Here is a 24,573-nt window from a genome sequence, read left to right as displayed (position 1 = left end):
GTGGAGTTCGGCTGCGGCCGGACTCTCGTTTGGGGAGCATTGACTGATGGCTAGAATTACCCGCGCCGCCTACGCGCAGATGTATGGCCCGACGGTCGGCGACAGAGTGCGCCTGGCCGATACCGAGCTGTTTATCGAGGTCGAAAAGGACCTCACCGTCCATGGCGAGGAGGTGAAATTCGGCGGCGGCAAGGTCATCCGCGACGGCATGGGCCAGAGCCAGGTGTCGCGCGCCGGCGGCGCGGTCGACACGGTCATCACCAACGCGCTGGTGGTCGATGCCACGGCCGGCATCTTCAAGGCCGATATAGGTCTCAGGGACGGCCGCATCGCGGCGATCGGCAAGGCCGGCAATCCCGACACGCAGGACGGCGTCACCATCATCATCGGCCCCGGTACAGAGATCATCGCCGGCGAGGGCAAGATCCTCACCGCCGGCGGCTTCGACGCGCACATCCACTTCATCTGTCCGCAGCAGATCGACGAAGCGCTGATGTCGGGCATCACCACCATGCTCGGCGGCGGCACCGGCCCGGCGCATGGCACGCTGGCCACCACCTGCACGCCCGGACCCTGGCACATGGCGCGCATGATCCAGTCCTTCGACGCTTTCCCGATGAACATCGGCCTGTCCGGAAAGGGCAACGCCTCGCTGCCGGCAGCGCTGGAGGAAATGGTGCTGGGCGGGGCCTGCTCGCTGAAGCTGCACGAGGACTGGGGGACGACGCCGGCGGCCATCGATTGCTGCCTGTCGGTTGCCGACGATTACGACGTGCAGGTGATGATCCACACCGACACGCTGAACGAATCCGGCTTTGTGGAGAACACCGTCGCCGCCATCAAGGGCCGCACCATCCACGCCTTCCACACCGAAGGCGCCGGCGGCGGCCATGCGCCCGATATCATCAAGGTCTGCGGCCTGCCCAACGTCATTCCGTCTTCGACCAACCCGACGCGGCCCTACACCGTCAACACGCTGGCCGAGCATCTCGACATGCTGATGGTCTGCCACCATCTGTCGCCGTCGATCCCTGAAGACATCGCCTTTGCCGAAAGCCGTATCCGCAAGGAGACCATCGCGGCGGAAGACATTCTGCACGATATCGGCGCCTTCTCGATCATCTCGTCGGACTCGCAGGCCATGGGCCGTGTCGGCGAGGTGGCGATCCGCACCTGGCAGACCGCCGACAAGATGAAGCGCCAGCGCGGGTCATTGCCGCAGGAGACCGGCAACAACGACAATTTCCGCGTCCGCCGCTACATCGCCAAATACACCATCAACCCGGCCATCGCGCATGGGCTGTCCAGGGACATCGGGTCGATCGCGGTCGGCAAGCGCGCCGATCTGGTGCTGTGGAACCCAGCCTTCTTCGGCGTCAAACCGGACATGGTGCTGATCGGCGGCATGATAGCCGCAGCCCCGATGGGCGACCCCAACGCCTCTATCCCGACCCCCCAGCCCATGCACTACCGCCCGATGTTCGGCGCCTATGGCAAGGCCAGGACCAACTCGTCGGTGACCTTCGTTTCGAAGGCGGCGCTGGAGTCCGGCCTGCATGGCAGGCTCGGCGTCGACAAGCAGTTCGTCGCGGTCGAAAATACCCGTGGCGGCATCGGCAAGCACTCGATGATCCTCAACGACGCCACGCCGCATATCGAGGTCGATCCCGAAACCTATGAGGTTCGCGCCGATGGCGAACTCTTGACTTGCGAGCCGGCAACCGTGCTGCCGATGGCGCAGCGGTATTTCCTGTTTTGAGGCGAGTGGCGATTTGATCGACCCGGCAAATTCCATTGCGAGCCGGTCGGTGCCGCCGCAATATGCGGCTCAAAGAAACCGCGTAGCAGGTCATGGCCACCGAAATAGCCTCCGCCCACGACATCTTCCCGCATATCCGCATCGTCATGGGCATGGTGATCGGACTTGGCGTCGCTCGCCTGCTGTCGGGGGTGGCGCGCATCGTCCAGCATCCCGGCCAGTACAGGCTCTATCCCGTGCACCTCGGCTGGGTCGCCTCCATGCTGTTGCTGCTGGTGCATTTCTGGTGGTGGGAGTTCGGCCTCTACACCATAGAGGTCTGGACTTTCGGCAAGTACCTGTTCCTGATCTTCTACGCCATCACGCTGTTCCTGCTGTGCGCGCTGCTGTTTCCGGATTCGATGCTCGACTACACCAGCTACGAGGATTTCTTCTATTCGCGCCGCGGCTGGTTCTTCGGCCTGCTGGCGACCACCTATCTGCTCGATGTCGTCGACACGCTGCTGAAAGGTCCCGAGCATTTCGCCCGCTACGGCAATGAATATCTGTTCCGAACGCCGGTTTTCGTGGTGTTGTGCATAGCCGCCATACTGGTGCGCGACCGCCGTTTTCACATTGCCTTCGTCGTCGGCACGCTGATCTATCAGATATCGTTCATCCTGCGGCTCTTCGACACCATCGTCTGAACAGTGGCTATGGTTTAGGGTCGCAGGAAAGAGGGTTCGACCATGTACAAGGTTATCGGATCGCGTGGCTCCCGCGTCAGCCGCGTTCTGTGGATGCTTGAGGAACTCGGGCAGCCCTATGAATTCGTCGAGGTCAAATTGCGCTCGCCGGAAGCCTATGCGCTCAACCCGTCGGGCAAGGTGCCGATCCTGATCGATGGCGAACTGACGGTGACGGATTCGGCGGCGATCTGCGTCTATCTCGCCGACAAGCACGCCGACAAGGGTTTGGGCGCCAATCACGGCCTCGCTGGCCGCGCCGAGATGGATTCCTGGATGCATTTTGCCCAGTCCGAGTTCGAAGCGCCGCTGTGGAACAAGCTGCGCCACCGCTTCCTGTTGCCGAAGGACGTGCGGGTCGATGTCGGCCCCGCCGCCGCCTACGATTTCGCCTCGGAGGCCAAGGCGCTCGACGGCCGGCTGGGGGATCGGGAGTTTGCGCTGGGCGACCGGTTTTCCGCCGTCGACGTGCTGTTGGGCGACATGGGCGGCTGGGCCCGCGCCGGAAAATTTCCGATCGAATCCGAGCGCGTCAACGCGTATTTCGACCGCGTCCTGGCGCGGCCTGCCCGTGCGAGAGCCCAGGCTAACGGTGGAGCCATGCGATGAAACTCAACCTGAACACCGACTTCACCAAGTTCCCGCGCGCCGTCTCGGTGGTGCCTGCCGGCACTGCCGGAACCACGGCCCCATCCGGCCGTGCCGTCCTGCCCCATGACGAGCGTCATTTGCGCCGCCGCGCCATCGAGCTTGCCGACGGCAGCAAGGTGCTGGTCGACCTGCCGAAACCCGTGACCTTGAACGATGGCGACCGGCTGGTGTTGGAGGATGGCGCACATATCGAGATCACTGCCGCACCCGAAGAGGTCTACGACATCCGCGCCCGCCACGCCGTGCATCTGACCGAACTCGCCTGGCATATCGGCAACCGGCATCTGGCGGCTGCGATCGAGCCCAGCCGCATCCTGATTTTGCGCGACCATGTCATCAAGGCTATGCTGGAAGGGCTGGGCGCCACGGTGCGCGAAGTCTCCGAACCGTTCAAGCCGGTGCGCGGCGCCTATTCCGCCCAAGGTGCGCATGGTCACGAGCACGGCCATGCGCATGCGCACGCCGAAGCGCATTCCCATGATGGACGTTCCCACGCACACAGCGAGTCGCATTCGCACAGCCATTCCCATGACGGGCATCATCACGATCATGACTGACCAGCCATCCGGCATCGCTTTGCTGCGGCTCATGGCGTGGCTGTCGCCGGCCTTTCCCGTTGGCGGCTTTGCCTACAGCCATGGACTCGAGCCTGCCGTGCAAGACGGGCTGGTTGCCGATACCGCCAGCCTCGCCTTCTGGCTGGAGACGCTGGTCGAGATGGGCTCGGGCTGGAACGACGCCGTGCTCTTCGCGGAAAGCTGGCGCCGCGCCCGCGACGGCGGCGACCTCCATGAAGGCGACCTCCATGAAATTGCCGATCTCGCCGAAGCGCTGGCCGGCTCGCGTGAGCGCCACACCGAAACCATGCTGCAAGGCGCCGCCTTCCTGAAAGCGGCAGCGGCGTGGGCGAATCCGGTATTGGGCCGCCTGCCGGCCGAATGCGCCTACTGTGTCGCCGTCGGCGCCGTTGCCGGCGGCAACGGCATCGCGCTTCAGGACGCGATGTCGGCCTTCCTGCAGGCCTTCTTCTCCAACCTCGTTCAGGCGGCGATCCGACTCGGAATCGTCGGCCAGACGGACGCCATGGCCTTGCTCGCCGGCTTCGAGCCGTTGGCGCTGTCGACGGCCGCGCGCGCCGCCGGCTCGACATTGGACGATCTCGGCGGCTGCGCCTTCATCTCCGACATCATGGCGATGAAGCACGAGACGCAGTATTCCAGGCTGTTCCGCTCATGATCGTCCTCGCCTTCGCCCTCTCGGCCGTCCTGCTGCTGATCACCGCGCTGCATGTCTATTGGGGCCTTGGCGGCATCTGGCCGGGCAGGGACGGCGTCTCCTGCGCCCACGCCGTCGTCGGCTTTCGCGGCGTCGACGAGATGCCGACGCCGTTTGCCTGTTTCGCCGTTGCCGCGTGCCTGTGCCTGGCGACACTGTGGCCGCTGGCGCTGACAGGGGTCTTCGCCACCCCCTTTCCAAGGGAAGGCCTTTCCGCCACAGCGCTGCTCATAGGGCTGGTCTTCCTCGGCCGCGGCATTGCCGGCTTCACGCCGTGGTGGCGCCGTGTGGCGCCGGAACAGCCTTTTGCGCGGCTCGATATCAGCTTCTATTCGCCGCTCTGCCTGTTGATCGGGCTCAGCTTCGCCATCCTCGCCATCACGGAGTTTTCGGCATGACGGAGTTTTCGGTATGACTCAGGCAAACGGTCCCCTGCGTATCGGCATCGGCGGTCCCGTCGGCTCCGGCAAGACGACGCTCACCGAAAAGCTCTGCAAGGCGCTGCGCGACGATTTCTCCATCGCCGTCGTCACCAACGACATCTACACCAAGGAAGACGCCATGATGCTGGCCCGCCTGCAGGCGCTGCCTGAGGACCGCATCGTCGGCGTGGAGACCGGCGGCTGCCCGCACACCGCCATCCGTGAGGACGCCTCGATCAATTTGCAGGCGATCGCCGGGCTGAACAGGAAATTCCCCGATCTCGACATCGTCTTCATCGAATCCGGCGGCGACAATCTTGCCGCCACCTTCTCGCCGGACCTTGCCGACCTGACCCTCTATGTCATCTCGGTTTGCCAGGGCGAGGAAATCCCCAGGAAGGGCGGGCCGGCGATCACCCGTTCCGATTTCCTGGTCATCAACAAGAGCGATCTGGCGCCCTATGTGAACGTCAACCTCGATGTCATGGAGAGCGACGCCGCCCGAATGCGGGGCAAGCGCCCGTTCGGCTTCACCGACCTGTCGCGCGGCAAGGGACTGCAGGAAGTCATCGAATTCATCGTCGAACATGGCGGGCTGCAGTCGGCTCGCTCGGCGGCCTGACCCAGTACTTACCGGTTGCTGGTCGGCATTGGGCGCGGCATTCTCGGGGAAATGGAGGATTTTTTGATGAGCATCGCCCGTTTGCAGAAAGAGCCGCTGACCAACCTGCCCTATTATGAGGAGCGCGTCGACCTTGCCGCCGCCTTCCGCTGGACGGCGCGGCTCAACATGCATGAAGCCGTGGCCAACCACTTCTCGCTGTCGGTCAACGAGGCCGGCAGCAAATTCCTGATGAACCCCAACCAGGTGCATTTCTCGCGCATCAAGGCGAGCGACCTTTTGCTGATCGACGCCAACGATCCCGAGACATTGTCCGGCCCGAATGCGCCCGACCCGACCGCCTGGGGTCTGCACGGCGCCATTCACCGCAACGTGCCGCATGCGCGCTGCGCCATGCATGTGCATTCCATTCATGCCACTGTGCTTGCGTCGCTGGCCGACTCGACTCTGCCGCCGATCGACCAGAACTCGGCCATGTTCTTCAACCGCCACGTCGTCGATGCCCACTATGGCGGGCTGGCCTTCGAGGAGGAAGGCGAGCGCTGCTCGCAACTGCTCACCGACCCTAAGGTCAAGGTGATGGTGATGGGCAATCACGGCGTCATGGTCATCGGCGACACCGTTGCCGACGCCTTCAACCGCATGTTCTATTTCGAGCGCGCCGCAGAGACCTACATCAAGGCGCTGTGGACCGGCCGGCCTCTGCGCACGCTCTCCGACGCCATTGCCGAAAAGGCCGCCAGCGAGATGGACGACTATCCCGGCCAGGCGGAGCGTCATCTCGCCGAGCTGAAGGCGATCCTCGACGAGGAGGAGCCGGTGTACCGGAGCTAAGCGACCATCCGTGCTTCTCCCGTTTACGCTACGCACTCACCTTCTGTGATTTGTTATGACTGATCGGCGTAAGGCTTGGTTGCCAGGTGGTTCCCCCAATCCGTCGCTGCTTCGCAGCGCCACCTTTCCCTCCGGAGGGAAAGGAAGGGAGCTTTCTGGACGAGCGTTTGACGGCAAAAAGCTTGGCTCGGCGAAGCCGAGACGGAGTGGGGGTCGACCAGCGCAACATTAGACAATGCATGGCCAAGCTGAAGGGAGGATGAGGGGCAGCGCCGACGTTCATAGGCTCACTCAGAGTCCCAACTGAGCCCGCAACTCTTCCGCACTGTTGATCACGACAGCGCCCTTCGGTCCTGCCATCGGCGCTTCCGGCCAGAAGATCGTCCGCATCCCCGCGGCCAGGCCTGATGTGGCGCCGGTAACGCTGTCGTCGACGGCCACCGCGTCTGAAGGATCGACGCCGGCCAGCCATGCGGCGCGCAGGAACGGTTCGGGATGCGGCTTGCCTTCGCGCACGTCGTTTCGGCTGATCGTGCGCATGCCGGGATAGATCAGGCCGACGGCGCTCAGATTTGCATCGACGATCACCCGGTCGGAATTGGACACCACCGCCTGTTGCACGCCGAGCGCGCGCAACTCGTTGAACACTTCGATCGCGCCGGGGCGCGGCTTCAGCGTCTCGGCCATCGGCATGTAGTGATCGTATTTGCGCACGATCCAGTCGTCGAAGGGCAGGTCGAGGCCGAACTCGCTGCGCAGCATCTCGTAGACCGGTGCGGCGGCGACGCCCAGCACCCGCTCATGCAGGTCGGCCGGCGGCGTGATACCGACGCTGCGCAGCGCCGCCACCAAGGCCGCCTCATGCAGCGGCTCGCTGTCGACCAGCGTGCCGTCCATATCCCAGAAAACCGCTTTCGGCGTCATGCGAGGCTCCTTTGCCGATCCCCTTAAAGCGTTTGTATCAGGAGATAAACCGCCGAGCCCGTCCGCTGGCGATTTTCGCTGGGTTGGTTGCCGCGCGGCGGCCGGATCGAAGCAGCAAGCAATTGCCCTGCCGATAGACAATTGCGCGCCGACACATTCCCTGCAAGACTATGACGCTTCGCCCAAGGGCGCGCCAAGGGGCAGGGCTGGAGGCACATTTTGAATTCGCGACAAGATGGCGGCAGCAGCAGGCTGGACGAGGCAGCGCGCGCCGGCTGGCTTTATTATGTTGCCGGCAACACCCAGGACCAGATCGCCGCCACGCTCGGCATTTCCCGGCAGACGGCGCAGCGGCTGGTGTCGCTGGCGGTGTCGGAGGGGCTGATCAAGGTGCGGGTCGACCACCCGATCGCCAATTGCCTCGACCTTGCCGCAAGGCTGAAGTCGCGCTTCGCGCTCGACCTGGTCGAAGTGGTGCCGAGCGATCCGACCTCATCCTCGACCACGATCGGCATTGCCGAGGCGGCCGCGGCCGAGATCGAGCGGCGGCTGCGGTCACCGACGCCCATCGTCTTGGCCATCGGCACCGGCCGCACGCTGAAGGCGGCGATCGAGCAATTGCCGCCGATGGAATGCTCGCAGCACAAGGTTGTGTCCTTGACCGGCAACATCTCGCCCGACGGTTCGGCCGCCTTCTACAACGTCATCTTCACCATGGCCGACCGGGTCAAGGCGCGCTCGTTCCCGATGCCGCTGCCGGTCATCGCCTCGTCGCCGGAAGAGCGCGAGATGCTGCTTGCCCAGCCGATGATCCAACCGACGCTGGCGCTGGCCGCGGAAGCCGACGTGACCTTTGTCGGCATCGGCGATCTCGGCCCGAAGGCGCCGCTCTACGAGGACGGTTTTATCTCGGAAAGCGAGCTGAAGGCGTTGCAAAAGGCTGGCGGCGTCGCCGAGATCGTCGGCTGGGTGTTCGATCGGGAAGGCCGCATGATCGAGGGCATCACCAACGACCGGGTATCGTCGGCAGCCTTGCCGTCACGCGAAAAGTCGCTGGTCATTGCGCTCGCCATGGGCGAGCGCAAATTGCCGGGCATCCTGGCCGCTGTGAACCGCCGGCTGGTCAATGGCCTCATCACCGACGAGCGGACCGCCACGGCCTTGCTCGACAGTTCCTGATAGATTAAGCGGCCCATCGATAAAATCCAACACGTTTATTTGCAGCGCCCGGACGGGTCGTTGCCGTCGAGAAAACCCATGTCGCGCTGCAGATGCGGCGACAACTCCCGGACGTCGACGTAGCCGCGCCGGCGGTGCACAAGCAGGGAAAATTCATGCACCAGCAGGGAAAACCAGCTCTGCGCCGGGGTGGAATGGAGTTTTTGCTGTGCCGTGGTCATGATCTTCAGCCTCCGCTATGCTTGAACTTGATTGATCGTTGACACCAGATATCGGCCTGATTGGCTCTTGCCGCCAATCAAACGTCGATCACGACCCATAAGGAGGGCTTATGCCCGATCTCAAGGCACCACAGCTCGCCCAGTTGCCGCCGCTGCAGGCCATCAGGGTGTTCGAAGCCGTCGCGCGGCATCTCTCCTTCACCAAGGCCGCGCAGGAACTCGGCATGACGCAGGCCGCCGCCAGCTACCAGATCAAGCTTCTGGAAGAGCGCATCGGTTCGCCGCTGTTCCTGCGCCAGCCGCGCCAGATTGTGCTGACGGAACCCGGCCAGCGCCTGGCGCCCGCCGTCAGCGAGGCGTTCAGCCTGCTCTCAAGCGCCTATTCCGCCGCGCGTGGGGGCGCCGATGGTGTGCTGTGCGTCTCGACGCTGCTGACCTTTGCCTCGAACTGGCTGGCGCAGCACCTCGGCTCCTTCCAGGTCGCGCATCCGTCGCTGGCGGTGCGCGTCGATACCTCGAACAGGGTGATCGATTTTGCCCGCGAGGACATGGACATCGCTATCCGCTCCGGCAGCGGCAAGTGGCCTGGAGTGGAGACCCATCTTTTGTTCAAGGCCGATTTCACCCCGGTGCTGAGCCCGGCACTCGCTGCCACCATAGGTGGCGTCCACGAACCCGCCGACCTGTTCAAGCTGCCCATTCTCGATCCCGGCGACATCTGGTGGCGGGAATGGTTCGCCCTTGCCGGCGTCCCGGCGGACGAACTTGCCAGGCGCACCGGCACCAGCATGGGCGCGCAGGCCTATGAGGCGAACGCGGCCATCGCCGGCCATGGTGTGGCGATCCTGACCACCGCATTGTTCAAGACCGAGCTCGCCGCCGGCCGCCTGATCCAGCCCTTCGACCTGGTCGGCGACGACGGCCACGCCTATTGGCTGGTCTACCCGACGGCGCGTCGCAACGTGCCGAAGATAAAAGCCTTCCGGGACTGGATCCTGGCCGAGATCGCCTGCGCCTGAGGGCGAGCGATTCGCGGATTGATTTCCGAGATGCAAAGCGAGCCATGGATCCGCGACGAATGCTCGCTTTCGCGGACAAACAGCTGCGATCGGGCCACCCGGTTAACCAAGCTTGACAAAAACGCTGTCGATATCACTCGCCCGGCATAGGCTTGTGCTTGTGACGACCCAATTGAGCAGGATCAATCGTCTGCAGATTGAAACAGGGTCGATCAGCCGGCTGATGAAAGTCTATCGCGTCGAAGAAATTGAAAACAACACCGTGCGCACGACGCAGGTGATCGAAGCATTTACGCCGTTTCAAGCTGCCGTGAAGGCAATCGGCCGGGAAGTTAGGCTGCGCAAGGACGAGCCCAGCTGGATCCAGGTGACGGAAGTGCTGACCAGAGCCAAGCAAACACGCGACGGCAGGGTTTTCGAATATTCCGTGGGAAGCTACCCGTCCCACGGCTGATGGACTCGGCCCTATCGCTCCCCTGGCGCGACGATTGGGTTGCGATGGGTCGGCATCAACGCGCTCTCACATCCCCTGCAAACAGCTTCCCAAATCCGTTCAATATCCTCTACGCGCGCAACGCCGCGCTCCGCCTTGCGTGCTGCGCTGCAGCATCGAATCTGGCTTGACATAATTTATGCCAAGTGAGTAATTGCCCATTACCAAGGCAAATGCTCATCTTGGTTCATGGGAGGAATTTGATGAAACTGCGCACGCTCACCCTGGGCTTGTTGTCGGCCAGCGCTTTCGCTTTTGCCGCACACGCCGAATCCATCACCATCGCCACGGTCAACAATGGCGACATGGTCCGCATGCAAAAGCTGACGGACGACTTCACCAAGGCGAACCCCGACATCCAGCTGAACTGGGTCACGCTCGAAGAGAACGTGCTGCGCGAGCGCGTCACCACCGATATCGCAACCAAGGGCGGCCAGTATGACGTGATGACGATCGGCACCTACGAGGTTCCGATCTGGGCCAAGCAGAGCTGGCTGTTGCCGCTCGACAAGCTCGGCGACGACTATGACGCCAAGGACATCATCCCGGCCATCGCCGGCGGCCTCTCGGTCGACGGCAAGCTCTATGCCGCGCCCTTCTACGGCGAAAGCTCCTTCGTCATGTACCGCAAGGACCTGATCGAGAAGGCCGGGCTGACCATGCCCGATGCCCCGACGTGGGACTTCATCAAGCAGGCGGCCGACAAGATGACCGACCGCGCCAATGGCGTGAACGGCGTATGCCTGCGCGGCAAGGCCGGCTGGGGCGAGAACACGGCGTTCCTGACGGCCATGTCCAACTCGTTTGGCGCCCGCTGGTTCGACGAGAACTGGAAGCCGCAGTTCGACCAACCGGAATGGAAGAACACACTGCAGTTCTATGTCGACCTGATGAAGGCCGACGGTCCGGAAGGCGCTTCGTCCAACGGCTTCAACGAGAATCTGGCTCTGTTCCAGCAAGGCAAGTGCGGCATGTGGATCGACGCCACCGTGGCGGCGTCCTTCGTCTCGGATCCGAAGGCCTCGAAGGTGGCCGACAAGGTCGGTTATGCTTTGGCGCCGGACAATGGCCTCGGCAAGCGCGCCAACTGGCTCTGGGCATGGTCGCTGGCGATCCCCGCAGGCACGCAGAAGGCGGAATCCGCCCAGAAGTTCGTCTCATGGGCGACCAGCAAGCACTATGCCGAACTGGTCGCTTCCAAGGAAGGCTGGGCCAACGTTCCTCCGGGAACGCGTTCCTCGCTCTACGCCAATCCCGAGTACCAGAAGGCGGCCCCGTTCGCCAAGATGACGCTGGACTCGATCAATGCCGCCGATCCGGCGCATCCGACGGTCAAGCCGGTGCCCTATGTCGGTGTGCAGTTCGTCGCCATTCCTGAGTTCCAGGGCCTCGGCACAACCGTTGGCCAGCTGTTCTCGGCGGCGCTCGCCGGCCAGACCAGCGTAGACGACGCGCTCAAGCAGGCGCAGGACGCCGCCACGGCGACCATGACCGAAGGCGGTTATATCAAGTAAGGCTCCTCCCGGTGCCGAACGCCGGTCGCCTCCTGACCGGCGATGGCCGCCCGAGTCCCAGTTCGGGCGGCCGCTTTTTCCCCGCTGTGAAAATTCAGTCCGACTAGTGAAGGGTGACCGTCATGGCTACTCAGCAGACCCGTTCGCTTGCCCGCTTCATGATGGCGCCGTCCGTCGTGTTGCTGTTCGTCTGGATGATCGTGCCGCTGGTCATCACCTTCTGGTTCTCCTTCCAGCAATACAATCCGCTGAACCCGATCCGCGACGGCTTCGTCTGGTTCTCGAACTACTCGCTGTTCTATTCCAACCCGGCATTCCTGCAATCGATCCTGAACACGCTCGTCCTGGTCGGCAGCGTGCTGCTGATCACCGTGATCGGCGGCATCATGCTGGCGCTGTTGATCGATCAGCCGATGTGGGGACAGGGGATCGTCCGCATCCTCGTCATCTCTCCGTTCTTCGTCATGCCGCCGGTGGCTGCACTTGTCTGGAAGAACATGATCATGCACCCGCAATACGGCGTCTTTGCCGACATTGCGCGCTTCTTCGGGGCTCAACCGATCGACTGGTTCGGGCAGCATCCGATGCTGGCCATCATCATCATCGTCGCCTGGCAATGGCTTCCCTTCGCCACGCTGATCCTGCTGACCGCATTGCAGTCGCTCGACGGCGAGCAGAAGGAAGCCGCCGAGATGGACGGCGCCGGCTTCGTCAGCCGCTTCATCTATCTGACGCTGCCGCACATGTCGCGCGCCATCACCGTCGTCATCCTGATCCAGACCATCTTCCTGCTGTCGGTCTATGCCGAAATCCTGGTCACCACCAATGGCGGACCCGGCTATGCCTCCACCAACCTGCCCTTCCTCGTCTACCAGAAGGCATTGCTGGAGTTCAAAATCGGCCAGGCATCGGCCGGCGGTGTCATCGCCGTCATTCTCGCCAACATCGTCGCCTTCTTCGCCATGCGCGCGGTGGGCAAGAACCTGGACAAGTAAGGGAGGATACGATGGCACGTGCAGTCACCACCCAACACAAGGTCATTGCGACAGGCGCCGCCTGGATCGTCGCGCTGCTGATCTTCTTCCCGATCCTCTACACGATCATCACCTCGTTCAAGTCGGAGCAGGAGGCCATCCAGGGCTTCGCGCTGATCCCGTCGGGGACGTTCGAGAGCTATACCGAGGTCCAGGCGCAGAGCGGCTACTTCAAGTTCTTCTTCAACTCGGTGCTGCTCTCGGTCGGCTCGACCATCCTGGCCCTGATAGTCGCGGTTCCGGCCGCCTGGTCGATGGCCTTCTCGCCGGGCAAGTGGACCAAGGACATCCTGATGTGGATGCTCTCGACCAAGATGATGCCGGCGGTTGCCGTGCTGTTCCCGATCTACCTCATCTTCCGCGATGCCGGACTGCTCGACAGCCGCATCGGCCTGATGATCATGCTGATGCTGATCAACCTGCCGATCGTGATCTGGATGCTCTACACCTACTTCCGCGAAATCCCCGGCGAGATCCTGGAAGCGGCACGCATGGACGGCGCCACCCTGTGGGGCGAGATCGTTTATGTGCTGACCCCCATGGCCGTGCCGGGCATCGCCTCGACCATGCTGCTCAACATCATCCTGGCGTGGAACGAAGCGTTCTGGACCATCCGCCTGACCACCACCGAGGCGGCGCCGCTGACGGCCTTCATCAGTTCGTTCTCAAGCCCGCAAGGCCTGTTCTGGGCCAAGCTTTCGGCGGCCTCGACGCTGGCCATCGCCCCCATCCTGATCATGGGCTGGTTCAGCCAGAAGCAGTTGGTGCGCGGCCTGACATTCGGCGCGGTAAAATAACGAACCTTGCCTGAAGCAATCCACCAGACCCTTCGGGGGGAGGAAACCATGGGAAACATCACTCTCAAGAACGTCTCCAAGCATTTCGGATCGACGGTCATCATTCCAGGTCTCGACCTGGTCATCGAGAATGGCGAGTTCGTCGTCTTCGTCGGGCCGTCGGGTTGCGGCAAGTCCACGCTGCTGCGCCTCATCGCCGGCCTCGAGGACACCAGCGGCGGCACCATAAACATCGATGGCCGTGACGTCACCGGTGAGGCGCCGGCCAAGCGCAAGCTGGCCATGGTATTCCAGTCCTATGCGCTCTATCCGCATATGACGGTGGCCAAGAACATCGGCTTCCCGCTGAAGATGGCGGGCGAGGATGTGGCGACGATCGACAAGAAGGTGAAGGACGCAGCCCGGGTCCTCAACCTCACCAACTATCTCGAACGCCGGCCCGGCCAGCTCTCCGGCGGCCAGCGGCAACGCGTCGCCATCGGCCGCGCCATCGTGCGCCAGCCCTCGGCATTCCTGTTCGACGAGCCGCTGTCCAACCTCGATGCTGCACTGCGCGGCACCATGCGGCTCGAAATCAGCGAGCTGCACCATCAGCTCAAGACGACGATGGTCTACGTCACCCACGACCAGATCGAAGCCATGACCATGGCCGACAAGATCGTCGTGCTCAACGCCGGCAACATCGAACAGGTCGGCTCGCCGATGGAACTCTACAAGTCGCCGAAGAACCTGTTCGTGGCGGGCTTCATCGGTTCGCCGAAAATGAACCTGATCGAAGGTGCGCCGGCGGCCAAATACAACGCCAAGACCATCGGCATTCGTCCTGAGCATATGGGGATATCGACCACAGCGGGTGACTGGAAAGCCCTTGTCGGCGTCGCCGAGCATCTGGGCTCCGACACCTTCCTGCATGTCCAGGCCGACGGCGCCGGTCCGCTGACGGTACGCGCCGATGGCGAACTCGCCGTGCGTCACGGCGACACCATCTATTTGACGCCCGACAAGGTCCGGATGCATCGCTTCGGCCCCGATGGAAAGGCGCTGACGCAGTGAGACTGAACGGCAAATCGGCGCTGATCACCGGCTCGGCGCGCGGCATCGGCAGGGCTTTTGCCGAAGCCTACACGCGCGAGGGTGCCACGGTGGCCATTGCCGATATCAATCTGGCGGCTGCCGAAAAGACGGCCGCCGAGATCGGCGCCAACGCCTATCCGGTCAGGCTCGACGTCAGCGACCTCGCTTCGATCCAGGCGGCGGTCAAGGCGGTCGAAACAAAGACGGGCGGCCTCGACATCCTGATCAACAACGCTGCCTTGTTCGACCTGGCGCCGATCGTCGAGATCACCGAAGCGAGCTACGACAAATTGTTCTCCGTCAACGTCGCCGGCACCTTGTTCATGCTGCAGGCAGCGGCGCGTTCGATGATCGCAAGGGGCAAGGGCGGCAAGATCATCAACATCGCCAGCCAGGCAGGACGCCGCGGCGAGCCGCTGGTCGCCGTCTATTGCGCCACCAAGGCCGCGGTGATTTCGCTGACCCAGTCCGCCGGGCTCGATCTGATCAAGCACCGCATCAACGTCAATGGCATCGCGCCCGGCGTCGTCGACAGCGATATGTGGGATGAGGTCGATGCGCTGTTTGCCAAATATGAGAACCGGCCGAAGGGCGAGAAGAAGCGGCTGGTCGGCGAGGGCGTGCCCTATGGCCGCATGGGCAAGCCGGAGGACCTGACCGGCATGGCGGTCTTCCTGGCCAGCGACGACGCCGAATACATCGTCGCCCAGACCTACAATGTCGATGGCGGCCAATGGATGAGTTGATGGGCCGGGATCACGAAGGCCGCAGCCCGGCCAAAAGGGTAAAAAAATGACCGTGAAACTCTCCTCCTCGATCCTCTCGGAACTCCCCGCCAAGGTCGCCGGTCCCAGATATGATCGCTCCAGGCTCAAACCCGGTATCGTCCATTTCGGCGTCGGCAATTTCCATCGCTCGCATCAGGCGGTCTACCTCGACGATCTCTTCAACGCAGGGATCGGTCATGACTGGGCTCTGGTCGGCGCCGGGGTCTTCGAGGGCGAAAAGCTCGGCCGTTCCAAGCTGCAGGAGCAGGACTGGCTGACGACAGTGGTCGAGCAGGATTCCGATCATATGAGCGCCCGCGTCACCGGCGTCATGATCGACTTCCTGACGCCCGGCGATGCGGATGCGATCATCGACCAGCTCGCCGATCCGGCGATCAAGATCGTCTCGCTGACCATCACCGAAGGCGGGTATTTCATCGATCCGGCCTCGGGCAAGTTCAACCCGACCCATCCTGATATCGTCGCCGACGCACAGGCCGGCACGACGCCGAAGACGGTGTTCGGCCTCATCCTGGCCGGGCTGATGCGCCGCCGCGCCGACGGCATCGTGCCGTTCACCGTCATGTCCTGCGACAACATCCCTCACAACGGCCATGTCACCTCGGATGGCGTCATCGGCCTCGCCCGCCTGATCGATGAGGATCTGGCGAACTGGGTCAGCGACAATGTCGCCTTTCCCAACGGCATGGTCGACCGCATCACCCCGGCCACCTCGGATCGCGAGCGCGGCATTCTCGCCACCGAGTTCGGCCTCGAGGACAACTGGCCGGTGTTCTGCGAGCCGTTCAAGCAATGGGTGCTGGAGGATCATTTCACCGACGGCCGCCCGCCGCTGGAAAAGGTCGGTGTGCAATTCGTGAGGGATGTCGCGCCCTATGAGCTGATGAAGATCCGCATCCTCAATGGCGGTCATGCCACGATCGCTTATCCCGCAGGGTTGATGGACATCCATTTCGTCCATGAGGCGATGCAGGAGCAGCTGGTGCGCGGCTTCCTCGCCAAGCTCGAGCATGACGAGATCATCCCGACCGTGCCGCCGGTGCCGGACACCGTGCTGGAGGATTATTATCAGCTCATCGAGCACCGCTTTTCCAACCCCAAGATCGGCGACACCATCCGCCGGCTTTGCCTCGACGGTTCCAACCGGCAGCCGAAATTCATCATCCCGACCATTGCCGACCGGCTGAAGGCCGGCAAAGGCGTCGCGGGTCTGGCGCTCGAGTCGGCGCTGTGGTGCCGCTACTGTTTCGGCACCACAGACAGCGGCGCGGTCATCGAGGCCAACGACCCGAGCTGGGACCGGCTGCAGGCAAGCGCGAAGGCGGCGAAGGACAAGCCCGGTGCCTGGCTTGCGATGGAGGATATATATGGCCACGTCGGCCGCTCGGCGCCGTTCGCCGAGGCCTTTGCCCATGCGCTCAACGTCTTGTGGGCGAATGGCACGCGCGCGACGCTGACGCGCTACATCTCCGGCAAGCTCTGACGCCAGCCGCAATGACGCCCGAACTGGTCATCTTCGACTGTGACGGCGTGCTGGTCGACAGCGAGGCGCTGTCGGTTTCGGCTCTGCTCGGCATGATCTCTGCCGCCGGGGGCTCGGTCAGCGAAGATACCGCCTACGAGCATTTCCTAGGCAAGAGCATGAAGAGCGTGCGCGAGATACTTCTTCGCGATTTCACCATCGACATCACCGACGTGCATCTTACCGACATGCGCGTCGAACTGATGCGCAAATTCCGCGAGGAGCTGAAGCCGATTCCCGGCATCAGCGACATCCTGCCGAGGCTGGGCGTGCCCTGCTGCGTCGCTTCCTCCGGCACGCTCGACCGCATTCGCTATGCGCTCGACGTTACCGGCCTGCTCGGCCTGCTCGAGCCCCATCTGTTCAGCGCTGCCATGGTCGCGCGCGGCAAGCCGGCGCCGGATCTTTTTCTCCATGCCGCCGCCGCCATGGGCGCGCATCCCGGTAATTGCATCGTAATCGAGGACAGCCCTGCCGGCATCGCGGCGGCGCGTGCGGCCGGCATGCGCGTCTTTGCTTTCACCGGCGGTTCGCACGCCGGCAACCCGGCCTTGAAAGCGCGGCTTGCGTCGAGTGAACCGGACTTTATATTCGCGGACATGCTGCAATTGCCCGATCTGATTGCAGGCTAGAGCATGATGCCGAAAAGTGTGAAGCGGTTTTCGGACGACATCATGCTCTACTTCTTTGATTTAGAGACGGATTCAGATTTCAGGTCGAACAGACCTGAAATCATCCGGCTCTAGGAAGCGAGAGTAAAAGCATCTTGACGAAAAGCTTCGTTTGCGCGGTCGATGTCGGCACCGGGAGCGCCCGTGCGGGCATTCTCGACATGTCAGGCACCTTGCTCGGCCGCGCCGAGCATCCGATCGTCATGAACCAGCCGAAGGCCGATCACGCCGAGCACAATTCGCAGGATATCTGGTCGGCTGTGTGCATTGCCGTCCGTGCCGCGCGCGAAAAGGCCGGTGTGTTAGCCGACGATATTGTCGGCATGTCGTTCGACGCCACCTGCTCGCTGGTGGTGCTGGACAGGAATGCCGGCCAGCTCAGCGTCTCGGTGACGGGCGAACGGCGCTGGGACACCATCGTCTGGCTCGACCATCGCGCCATCGCCGAGGCGGATGAATGCACCGATAGCGGCCACGCCGTACTCGACTATATCGGTGGCGTCATGTCGCCGGAAATGGCGACGCCGAAGCTGATGTGGCTGAAGCGCAATCTGCCGGGAACTTGGCATGAAGCCGGCTACCTGTTCGACCTCACCGATTTCCTGACCTGGAAGGCGACCGGGTCGCTGGCGCGCTCGCAATGCACGCTGACCGCCAAGTGGACCTATCTGGCGCATGAGGACACCGGCTGGCGCCGTGACTTCTTCGACAGGGTCGGGCTTGGCGATCTGTTCGAACACGGCAACCTGCCGGAGAAGGCAAGTGCTGTCGGCGCAGACATCGGCACGCTCACCACTGAGGCGGCGGCGGAGTTGGGCTTGAGCGAAAACTGTCGGGTCGGCGCCGGCGTCATCGATGCCTATGCCGGCGCGCTTGGCGTGCTCGGCGGCTTTGCTGGCGACGAGCAGAATATCGGCCGCCATCTGGCATTGATCGCCGGCACCTCGTCCTGCGTCATGGCGATGTCGCCCGACCCGCAGCCTTTCGCCGGCGTCTGGGGTCCATACTATGGCGCCGCACTGCCAAAGCTCTGGCTGTCGGAAGGCGGCCAGTCGGCTACCGGGGCTTTGCTCGACCACATCATCCGCTGGCATGGCGCCGGCGGCGAGCCGGATGCGGCCATGCATGCCAAGATCGCCAGGCGCGTCGCTGAACTGCGCAGCACCGAAGGCGACAAGCTGGCGGCGAGGTTGCATGTGCTGCCGGATTTCCACGGCAACCGCTCGCCGCTTGCGGACCCGCATGCCGTCGGCGTGGTCAGCGGACTGACGCTGGATTCCTCTTTCGACAGCCTGTGCAAGCTCTATTGGCGCACGGCCGTCGGCATCGCGCTCGGCGTGCGCCATGTGCTGGAGGCGCTGAACGAGAACGGCTATCTCATCGACACGCTGCATGTCACCGGCGGCCACACCAAGAACCCGTTGCTGATGGAGCTTTATGCCGACGCCACCGGCTGCGCGGTGATCGAGCCGCTGGCCGACGAAGCCGTTCTGCTCGGCACCGGCATGGTCGCCGCCACCGCGGCCGGCCTGTTCCCGGACCTGAATGCCGCTTGCGTCGCCATGCAGCAAGGCGGCAGGGCGCGCACCTCGAACCCGGCCGCGTCAGGCCGCTTCGACCGCGACTACAAGATTTTCCTCGAAATGCACCGCCAGCGGCAGGAGCTCGACGCCATCAGCTAGAGCAATTCCAGGAAAAGTGTGAAACGGTTTTCCGTCCGGAATTGCGTACCAAATCTAGGCCTCCTCTCGCCGGGGCAAGGATGCGCCGGTCGCCGCGTCGAACAGATGCACGCTCTCCTCCTCGAATGTGTAGCGCACAGGCGCGCGCAACGCCGGGCATTCGCGGGCCGATACCAACGCACCGACCTCCTTGCCGCCGCAGGCGAACGTCACCAGCGCGTCATTGCCGTGGAACTCGATGAGGTCGGCGGTGCCTTGCAGAAGATTGATGCTCTGAGCGCCGGCGGTCTTCAGGTCCGGCGGTCGGATTCCAAGCACGGCGCGCCGGACGCCGCGTAGATCGAAGCCCGAGCCTTCTATGGAGAAGCTCGAGCCGCCGCCTGTCAGCGTCCAGCGTTCGTCCTTCCGCCCGACGGCCACGTCGATGAAATTCATGTTCGGCGTACCGATGAAGCCGGCGACGAACAGATTGCCCGGCTGGCGATAGATCTCGGCCGGCGAGCCGATCTGTTCGATGACGCCATCCCTGAGCAGCACGATCCGGTCGGCCAGCGTCATCGCTTCGAGCTGGTCGTGGGTGACATAGACGGTGGTGGTCTTCAGCGACTGATGCAGCCGGGCGATCTCGACCCGCATGTGGTTGCGCAGCTTGGCATCGAGATTGGACAGCGGCTCGTCGAACAGGAACACTTTCGGCGTCTTGATCATGGCGCGCGCAATCGCCACGCGCTGCTGCTGGCCGCCGGAAAGTTCGGTCGGCTTGCGGGCGAGGTAAGGTTCGAGGCCGAGCGTCGTTGCCACCGCCTCGACCCGCTTCCGGATCTCGGCCGGGGGCACTTTCTGTCGCTTGAGCCCAAAGGCGATGTTGTCGAAGATCGTCATATGCGGGTAGAGCGCATAGTTCTGGAAAACCATGGCAACGCCGCGCTCGCCGGGCTCGAGATCGTTGACCACTTTGCCGCCGATCGACACTTCCCCGCCGCTGATATCCTCCAGTCCGGCCAGCATCCTGAGCAAGGTCGACTTGCCGCAGCCGGACGGGCCGAGGAATACGACGAATTCGTGCTCCTCGATCGAGAGATTGAGGTCGCGGATGACGGTGGTGGCGCCGTAAGCCTTGTCGACATGGGAGCAAACGATCGCGGACATGGTCAGCCCTTCTCGCCGGTAAGAAGGATTTGCAGCTTGACGTCTTGCGGCTTGCCTTGCGCCGCCCGCTCGAAGGCCTCGATGCTGTCCGAGAAATCATAAGTGCCGGTGATCAGCGGCTTGAGGTCGACCTTCCCCGAGGCGATCAGCTGCAGCGCGCGGTCGAAGATGTTGGCGTAACGGAACACCGTCTCGATGCGCACTTCCTTGGAGATGGCCGCCGGAACGTTGAGGCTGACCGGTTCGACCGGCAGTCCGACCAGCACGACCGCGCCGCCCGGCCGCACGACATCGAACAGGTCGGCGAATGCCTTCGGGCTGCCGCTCGCCTCGAACACGATATCCGCGCCCCAATTGTCGGTCGCGGCGGAGACTGCGTCGACCAGCGATTGCTCGCCGATATTGACCGGCACGATGCCGGGATATTGCGCGGCAATCTTGAGCTTGGGTGCGGAAAAATCGGAGATCAGCACCTTCGAGCAGCCGCCGGCCAGCGCCGCCAGCGCGATCATGATGCCGATCGGGCCGCAGCCGACGACGACGGCGACGTCGCCAGGCACGATGCGGGCGCGGCTCGCCGCCTGCATGCCGATGGCAAAGGGTTCGACCATCGCGCCTTCGGCGAAGGTGACATTGTCCGGCAGTCTGTAGGTGAAGGCGGCCGGGTGCACGGCATAGGGCGCCAGCACGCCATGCGCAGGCGGCGTCGCCCAGAAGGAGACGTCAGGGTCGACATTGTAGATGCCGAGCCTGGTCGCGCGCGACGACAGGTTCGGCACGCCCGGCTCCATGCAGACGCGGTCGCCGACCTTCAGCGTGCCGACATTGGCGCCGATCTCGACGATCGTTCCCGCGGCTTCGTGGCCGAGCACCATCGGGGCCCGCACGACATAGCTGCCGATCGCGCCATGGGTGTAATAGTGCACGTCGCTGCCGCAGACGCCGACCGTGTGGATGGCGATCTTGACATCGCCCGGTCCGACGTCGAGCGGCAGCGCGATCTCGCGCAGCGACAGTTCGCCTTTTTTCTCAAGCACCAGTGCCCGCATCGGTAAGTCCTCGCATCAAGTCTTTTTTTGCCGGAAAACGGAATTCAGGAAGCCGCTGAGCACGCCGAGGAACAGCAGCGGCGGTAGCGACAACAGCACGACCGAGGCGTTGAGGATTCCCCACGGCACGTTCATGCCTTGCTGTGAAAGTTCGGAAGCGACGATCGGCAATGTCTTGGCGTTGGAACTGGACAGCATCAGCGCGATCAGGAATTCGTTCCACACCAGCACGAAGCTGAAGGCGACGGCGCCGATCAGCGAGCGCGCCGCTACCGGCAGCGCAATCCGCCAGAACACCGAGTAAGCGCCGTAGCCGTCGACGAAGGCGGCTTCCTCGATTTCCTTCGGCACGGCCTGGAAGGCGGGAATGGCGAGCCACATGATCACCGAGATGGTGAGCAGCGAATAGGTGACGATCAGCGCCGGCAGCGTGTCGTAGAGGCCGATCTGCAGCCAGATCACCATCAGCGGAATGGCGACTGCCACCGGCGGCAGGAAGCGCAGCGACAACACGAAGAACTGGATGTCGCCAGCGAAGCGATTGGGATAGCGCGCCACCGCATAGGCTGCCGGAAGGCCGAGCATGACGCCGATCAGCACGGCGACGCCGCAGGAAATGACCGAGTTATAGAGACCGGTCATTACGCTGTCGCGGCCGATGATGTAGCTGATATTGTCGAAGGTCGGGGTAAACACCAGGCGCGGCACGCGGGTGATGATGTCGACATTGTTCTTCAGCGAATTGACCGCCGTCCAGGCGAGCGGAAACACCGCCATGAAGCCGGCGAAGGCCAGGATGATCTTGCCGATGAGGCGGCCCGGTCTCATGCGATACGGCCTCATGCGATTCGACTTCATGCCTGCACCCGCTTCCACAGCATGGTGAAGGTGATGACAGTCGCGATCATCATCAGCACCGCCATGGCCGAGGCATAGGACACCTTGCCGGATTCGATGAAGCCTTGCGAGAAGGCGTACATGTCGAGCGTCTCGGTCGCCACGCCCGGCCCGCCGCGCGTCATCACATAAATCAGGTCGAAGGAGCGCAGCGATTCGATCATCTTGACGAACATCAGGCTGATCAGCGGCGCCTTCAGCATAGGCAAAGTCACATAGGCATGGATCTGCCAGCGTTTGGCGTGGTCGAGCCGCGCCGCTTCGATCGGCTGCGGCGGCAAGGTCTCCAGAAGCTTCAGCACGATGACGGCAAAGAACAGTCCCCACTGCCACACATCGACCGAGGCGACGGCAAACAGGGCCGTCGCTGGCTTCGAAAGCGGGTCGAAGATCAGCCCGCCGGTGATCAGCCGGTAGGGGTAGGTGGCGATGCCGTAGAGCGGATGATAGGCAAACTTCCACACGAAGGCCGCCGAGACACGCGGCAACAGCACCGGGATGATGAACAGCAGGCAGTAGATGTTGCGCAGCCGCGGCGACGCTACTTCGAACATCAGCACGCCGAGCCCGATCGCCACCATCATCGTCGCCACCACGGTGACGATTTCCCACTTCACCGAAACCCAGACCGCGTTGAGGAAACGCCGGTCGGCGAACAGGTCGATGAAGTTCGACAGCCAGACCCAGGAATAGTCCGACGAGCTCAGCTCGCGGTTCTGCAGCGCAATGACGATGGCGTACAGCGTCGGCACCATCGACAGCACCAGAAGAATGGCGAGCGTCGGAACCAGAAACGTCACGGGCAGGGAAGAGCGTCGGCGCATTGCCTATCCTCGGGCTGTGCCTTTTTGGAGAGACCCGCGGCGCACAGGTCCCGGCATCCGGTCGAATGCCGTGGACCGCGCGCCGCGGGCGGGAGGATTACTTCTTCTTCACCAGCTCGTTGGCGTAGGCCTCGAGTTCGTCGAGGCCGCCCTTGACGTCGGTGCGCGTGCCGGTGACCAGCTCTTCCAGGATGATGCCCCAGCGGTCGCCGAGATCCGGCCAGCGCGGATCCTGCCAGAAGTTCACCGCCGTCACCTTGCCGGTATCGGCAAGCGCCTGGCCGAGATCGGCGCCATAGATGTCGGCGAACTCCTTGCTGGACAGCACGCTGGTGCGGTTGAGCTCGCCGAATTGGTGCGCGTCGAGCCGGCGCTTCTCGTTCTCCTTCGACGTCGCCCAGGCGATGAACAGGCCGGCGCATTGCTTCGCGGCGTCATCGGCATTGGCCTTGGCGGCGATGGCGAGGCCGTGGCCGTAGCCGCCGCCGGTCAGTGGCGAGGGCGGCGGCAGGAAGCCGATCTTGCCGACCACTTGCGAGGTCTTCGGGTCGACCGCCATGCCCGACAGCGGCGTCGATTCGACCAAGATGGCAACCTGGCCCGACAGGAAGGCGCCGGTCGATTCATCCCAGCTGCCGGTCTGCGTGCCGGGCGTTGAATCCTTGAACAGTTTAAGATAGGTCTCGGTCGCTTTGACCGCCTCCTCGGAGTTGAAAGCCGGCTTGTCACCGTCGAACCATTTTCCGCCATAGGCCTTGAAGAACGGCATCCAGCGCCAGACATTGGCGCCCGAGCCACGCGCGCCGCGCAGCGCGATGCCGTACATGCCCTTGTCGGGATCGGTCAGCTTCGGCACGTCGGCGATCAACTCGTCCAGCGTCTTCGGCGGCTGGATGCCGGCGGCTTCCAGAATGTCCTTGCGGTAGACCATCAGGTCGCCGCCGCCGGTCAGCGGCGCGAACCACACCTTGCCGTCATAGGTGGCGACCTTCTGCCGGCCCGGGTCGAAATCGGCGTAGTCGTAGTCAGCCGGGTAATAGTCGGTGAGCGGCACGATCCATTTCGACGAGGCGAACAGCGCCACATTGGCTTCGTCGACATAGTAGACGTTGTAGTTGCCCACCGTGGACGCATCGGCGCGCGATTTTGCCCGGCGGTCGTTCTCGTTGAGATAGTCGATCTGGAAGCTGGCGCCGGCCAGTTTCTGGAACTCCTCCTTGGACGCCTCCAGCAGCGTCAGCCCGTCACGCGGTTGCGCCAGCACCTTGACCGGCGCCGAGCAGACCGGCGCCGCCAGCGCCATGGTCGAGAGGGTCGTGGTAAGCATGAAAGCTGCGCTTATGCTCGCAGCGAGCCGAATTGGTTTCATTGATTTTCTCCTCCAGGAACAGTCGCAGGAAGCGGAAGTCTTCGGTTGCGCGATCCTCGCCATCGCCCGAGCGACAAGC

Annotated in this window: 26 protein-coding genes; 19 read left to right on the top strand and 7 right to left on the bottom strand. The window is 63.3% G+C overall.

From position 1 onward, the window contains the following. The first annotated feature begins 46 nt into the window (after positions 1-46). The 8 genes from ureC to NKI46_RS05825 all read left to right on the top strand — a co-directional run bounded on the left by ureC (position 47) and on the right by NKI46_RS05825 (position 6,288). Entirely contained in the window at positions 47-1,759 is a 1,713-nt protein-coding gene (gene ureC, locus NKI46_RS05860; RefSeq protein ID WP_031195771.1) for an urease subunit alpha, read from the top strand. A 92-nt stretch (positions 1,760-1,851) separates the two neighbouring features. Then, on the top strand, positions 1,852-2,445 hold the full coding sequence (locus tag NKI46_RS05855) for a hypothetical protein (protein WP_023732688.1): 594 nt from the start codon (positions 1,852-1,854) through the stop codon (positions 2,443-2,445). Positions 2,446-2,487: 42 nt separating this feature from the next. Continuing rightward, a complete protein-coding gene (locus NKI46_RS05850; RefSeq protein ID WP_023739719.1) occupies positions 2,488-3,093 on the top strand; it encodes a glutathione S-transferase family protein in 606 nt (201 codons plus the stop codon). Further along, positions 3,090-3,692, top strand: coding sequence for an urease accessory protein UreE (gene ureE, locus NKI46_RS05845; RefSeq protein WP_352595085.1), 603 nt, complete (start codon positions 3,090-3,092; stop codon positions 3,690-3,692). The genes NKI46_RS05850 and ureE overlap by 4 nt, the downstream gene beginning before the upstream one ends. Further along, positions 3,685-4,371, top strand: coding sequence for an urease accessory protein UreF (locus NKI46_RS05840; protein WP_352595275.1), 687 nt, complete (start codon positions 3,685-3,687; stop codon positions 4,369-4,371). Before ureE ends, NKI46_RS05840 begins: the two co-directional genes overlap by 8 nt. Continuing rightward, positions 4,368-4,808, top strand: coding sequence for a DUF3995 domain-containing protein (locus tag NKI46_RS05835; protein WP_023725997.1), 441 nt, complete (start codon positions 4,368-4,370; stop codon positions 4,806-4,808). The genes NKI46_RS05840 and NKI46_RS05835 overlap by 4 nt, the downstream gene beginning before the upstream one ends. A gap of 13 nt (positions 4,809-4,821) precedes the next feature. Further along, positions 4,822-5,454, top strand: coding sequence for an urease accessory protein UreG (gene ureG / locus NKI46_RS05830; protein ID WP_352595082.1), 633 nt, complete (start codon positions 4,822-4,824; stop codon positions 5,452-5,454). A gap of 66 nt (positions 5,455-5,520) precedes the next feature. Continuing rightward, positions 5,521-6,288: a class II aldolase and adducin N-terminal domain-containing protein gene (locus NKI46_RS05825; RefSeq protein ID WP_352519360.1), complete on the top strand. Its 768-nt coding sequence runs from the start codon at positions 5,521-5,523 to the stop codon at positions 6,286-6,288. A gap of 291 nt (positions 6,289-6,579) precedes the next feature. Here the strand turns inward: NKI46_RS05825 and NKI46_RS05820 are convergent, their stop codons facing one another. Then, positions 6,580-7,212: an HAD family hydrolase gene (locus NKI46_RS05820; protein WP_023671242.1), complete on the bottom strand. Its 633-nt coding sequence runs from the start codon at positions 7,210-7,212 to the stop codon at positions 6,580-6,582. A gap of 219 nt (positions 7,213-7,431) precedes the next feature. Here NKI46_RS05820 and NKI46_RS05815 point away from each other — a divergent pair, with 219 nt between their 5' ends. Beyond that, positions 7,432-8,391: a sugar-binding transcriptional regulator gene (locus NKI46_RS05815; RefSeq protein WP_023752504.1), complete on the top strand. Its 960-nt coding sequence runs from the start codon at positions 7,432-7,434 to the stop codon at positions 8,389-8,391. 35 nt (positions 8,392-8,426) lie between these two features. On the opposite strand, the gene NKI46_RS05810 is transcribed toward NKI46_RS05815, so the two are convergent. Beyond that, entirely contained in the window at positions 8,427-8,612 is a 186-nt protein-coding gene (locus NKI46_RS05810; RefSeq protein ID WP_023700462.1) for a hypothetical protein, read from the bottom strand. Between the two features lie 110 nt (positions 8,613-8,722). Between NKI46_RS05810 and NKI46_RS05805 the strand changes: the two genes are divergently transcribed. The 10 genes from NKI46_RS05805 to NKI46_RS05760 all read left to right on the top strand — a co-directional run bounded on the left by NKI46_RS05805 (position 8,723) and on the right by NKI46_RS05760 (position 19,206). After that, on the top strand, positions 8,723-9,631 hold the full coding sequence (locus NKI46_RS05805; RefSeq protein WP_023671245.1) for a LysR substrate-binding domain-containing protein: 909 nt from the start codon (positions 8,723-8,725) through the stop codon (positions 9,629-9,631). A 112-nt stretch (positions 9,632-9,743) separates the two neighbouring features. Next, entirely contained in the window at positions 9,744-10,085 is a 342-nt protein-coding gene (locus NKI46_RS05800) for a hypothetical protein (protein ID WP_155923262.1), read from the top strand. Positions 10,086-10,327: 242 nt separating this feature from the next. Beyond that, on the top strand, positions 10,328-11,638 hold the full coding sequence (locus NKI46_RS05795; protein ID WP_023746514.1) for an ABC transporter substrate-binding protein: 1,311 nt from the start codon (positions 10,328-10,330) through the stop codon (positions 11,636-11,638). A 122-nt stretch (positions 11,639-11,760) separates the two neighbouring features. Beyond that, a complete protein-coding gene (locus tag NKI46_RS05790) occupies positions 11,761-12,633 on the top strand; it encodes a carbohydrate ABC transporter permease (protein WP_023711367.1) in 873 nt (290 codons plus the stop codon). Between the two features lie 11 nt (positions 12,634-12,644). Beyond that, complete coding sequence (locus NKI46_RS05785; protein ID WP_023671250.1) at positions 12,645-13,469, top strand: carbohydrate ABC transporter permease; 825 nt, start codon at positions 12,645-12,647, stop codon at positions 13,467-13,469. Between the two features lie 48 nt (positions 13,470-13,517). After that, a complete protein-coding gene (locus tag NKI46_RS05780; protein ID WP_023826627.1) occupies positions 13,518-14,522 on the top strand; it encodes an ABC transporter ATP-binding protein in 1,005 nt (334 codons plus the stop codon). Then, a complete protein-coding gene (locus tag NKI46_RS05775) occupies positions 14,519-15,289 on the top strand; it encodes an L-iditol 2-dehydrogenase (protein ID WP_352745283.1) in 771 nt (256 codons plus the stop codon). Before NKI46_RS05780 ends, NKI46_RS05775 begins: the two co-directional genes overlap by 4 nt. A gap of 46 nt (positions 15,290-15,335) precedes the next feature. After that, positions 15,336-16,814 carry a mannitol dehydrogenase family protein gene (locus tag NKI46_RS05770; RefSeq protein ID WP_352745280.1) on the top strand — a complete coding sequence of 493 codons (1,479 nt, stop codon included), beginning with the start codon at positions 15,336-15,338 and terminating at the stop codon, positions 16,812-16,814. A gap of 11 nt (positions 16,815-16,825) precedes the next feature. After that, positions 16,826-17,485 carry an HAD family hydrolase gene (locus tag NKI46_RS05765; RefSeq protein ID WP_023729776.1) on the top strand — a complete coding sequence of 220 codons (660 nt, stop codon included), beginning with the start codon at positions 16,826-16,828 and terminating at the stop codon, positions 17,483-17,485. A 134-nt stretch (positions 17,486-17,619) separates the two neighbouring features. Continuing rightward, positions 17,620-19,206 carry an FGGY-family carbohydrate kinase gene (locus tag NKI46_RS05760; protein WP_352745277.1) on the top strand — a complete coding sequence of 529 codons (1,587 nt, stop codon included), beginning with the start codon at positions 17,620-17,622 and terminating at the stop codon, positions 19,204-19,206. 54 nt (positions 19,207-19,260) lie between these two features. Here the strand turns inward: NKI46_RS05760 and NKI46_RS05755 are convergent, their stop codons facing one another. From NKI46_RS05755 to NKI46_RS05735, 5 genes are all read right to left on the bottom strand, one after another. Beyond that, positions 19,261-20,355, bottom strand: coding sequence for an ABC transporter ATP-binding protein (locus NKI46_RS05755; protein ID WP_352745274.1), 1,095 nt, complete (start codon positions 20,353-20,355; stop codon positions 19,261-19,263). Between the two features lie 2 nt (positions 20,356-20,357). After that, positions 20,358-21,404 (bottom strand): NAD(P)-dependent alcohol dehydrogenase, encoded by a 1,047-nt coding sequence (locus tag NKI46_RS05750; protein ID WP_352745271.1) that lies wholly within the window; start codon positions 21,402-21,404, stop codon positions 20,358-20,360. 15 nt (positions 21,405-21,419) lie between these two features. Continuing rightward, on the bottom strand, positions 21,420-22,232 hold the full coding sequence (locus NKI46_RS05745) for a carbohydrate ABC transporter permease (RefSeq protein WP_023671259.1): 813 nt from the start codon (positions 22,230-22,232) through the stop codon (positions 21,420-21,422). Positions 22,233-22,258: 26 nt separating this feature from the next. Continuing rightward, on the bottom strand, positions 22,259-23,125 hold the full coding sequence (locus tag NKI46_RS05740) for a carbohydrate ABC transporter permease (protein ID WP_023707770.1): 867 nt from the start codon (positions 23,123-23,125) through the stop codon (positions 22,259-22,261). Positions 23,126-23,222: 97 nt separating this feature from the next. Next, complete coding sequence (locus tag NKI46_RS05735; protein WP_352745268.1) at positions 23,223-24,494, bottom strand: ABC transporter substrate-binding protein; 1,272 nt, start codon at positions 24,492-24,494, stop codon at positions 23,223-23,225. Positions 24,495-24,573 lie beyond the last annotated feature (79 nt).

Origin of the sequence: Mesorhizobium sp. M0615, assembly GCF_040320805.1 — a bacterium.
Classification (GTDB): domain Bacteria; phylum Pseudomonadota; class Alphaproteobacteria; order Rhizobiales; family Rhizobiaceae; genus Mesorhizobium.
This window is presented reverse-complemented; position numbering and strand designations above follow the sequence as displayed.

Coding starts and splice junctions, on each gene's coding strand:
- NKI46_RS05745 (WP_023671259.1), bottom strand. CDS start 22,232: ATGAGACCGGGCCGCCTCATCGGCAAGATCATCCTGGCCTTCGCCGGC.
- NKI46_RS05755 (WP_352745274.1), bottom strand. CDS start 20,355: ATGTCCGCGATCGTTTGCTCCCATGTCGACAAGGCTTACGGCGCCACC.
- NKI46_RS05750 (WP_352745271.1), bottom strand. CDS start 21,404: ATGCGGGCACTGGTGCTTGAGAAAAAAGGCGAACTGTCGCTGCGCGAG.
- ureC (WP_031195771.1), top strand. CDS start 47: ATGGCTAGAATTACCCGCGCCGCCTACGCGCAGATGTATGGCCCGACG.
- NKI46_RS05780 (WP_023826627.1), top strand. CDS start 13,518: ATGGGAAACATCACTCTCAAGAACGTCTCCAAGCATTTCGGATCGACG.
- NKI46_RS05770 (WP_352745280.1), top strand. CDS start 15,336: ATGACCGTGAAACTCTCCTCCTCGATCCTCTCGGAACTCCCCGCCAAG.
- ureG (WP_352595082.1), top strand. CDS start 4,822: ATGACTCAGGCAAACGGTCCCCTGCGTATCGGCATCGGCGGTCCCGTC.
- NKI46_RS05790 (WP_023711367.1), top strand. CDS start 11,761: ATGGCTACTCAGCAGACCCGTTCGCTTGCCCGCTTCATGATGGCGCCG.
- NKI46_RS05795 (WP_023746514.1), top strand. CDS start 10,328: ATGAAACTGCGCACGCTCACCCTGGGCTTGTTGTCGGCCAGCGCTTTC.
- NKI46_RS05785 (WP_023671250.1), top strand. CDS start 12,645: ATGGCACGTGCAGTCACCACCCAACACAAGGTCATTGCGACAGGCGCC.
- NKI46_RS05805 (WP_023671245.1), top strand. CDS start 8,723: ATGCCCGATCTCAAGGCACCACAGCTCGCCCAGTTGCCGCCGCTGCAG.
- NKI46_RS05740 (WP_023707770.1), bottom strand. CDS start 23,125: ATGCGCCGACGCTCTTCCCTGCCCGTGACGTTTCTGGTTCCGACGCTC.
- NKI46_RS05840 (WP_352595275.1), top strand. CDS start 3,685: ATGACTGACCAGCCATCCGGCATCGCTTTGCTGCGGCTCATGGCGTGG.
- NKI46_RS05735 (WP_352745268.1), bottom strand. CDS start 24,494: ATGAAACCAATTCGGCTCGCTGCGAGCATAAGCGCAGCTTTCATGCTT.
- NKI46_RS05810 (WP_023700462.1), bottom strand. CDS start 8,612: ATGACCACGGCACAGCAAAAACTCCATTCCACCCCGGCGCAGAGCTGG.
- NKI46_RS05835 (WP_023725997.1), top strand. CDS start 4,368: ATGATCGTCCTCGCCTTCGCCCTCTCGGCCGTCCTGCTGCTGATCACC.
- NKI46_RS05855 (WP_023732688.1), top strand. CDS start 1,852: ATGGCCACCGAAATAGCCTCCGCCCACGACATCTTCCCGCATATCCGC.
- NKI46_RS05825 (WP_352519360.1), top strand. CDS start 5,521: ATGAGCATCGCCCGTTTGCAGAAAGAGCCGCTGACCAACCTGCCCTAT.
- ureE (WP_352595085.1), top strand. CDS start 3,090: ATGAAACTCAACCTGAACACCGACTTCACCAAGTTCCCGCGCGCCGTC.
- NKI46_RS05850 (WP_023739719.1), top strand. CDS start 2,488: ATGTACAAGGTTATCGGATCGCGTGGCTCCCGCGTCAGCCGCGTTCTG.
- NKI46_RS05765 (WP_023729776.1), top strand. CDS start 16,826: ATGACGCCCGAACTGGTCATCTTCGACTGTGACGGCGTGCTGGTCGAC.
- NKI46_RS05820 (WP_023671242.1), bottom strand. CDS start 7,212: ATGACGCCGAAAGCGGTTTTCTGGGATATGGACGGCACGCTGGTCGAC.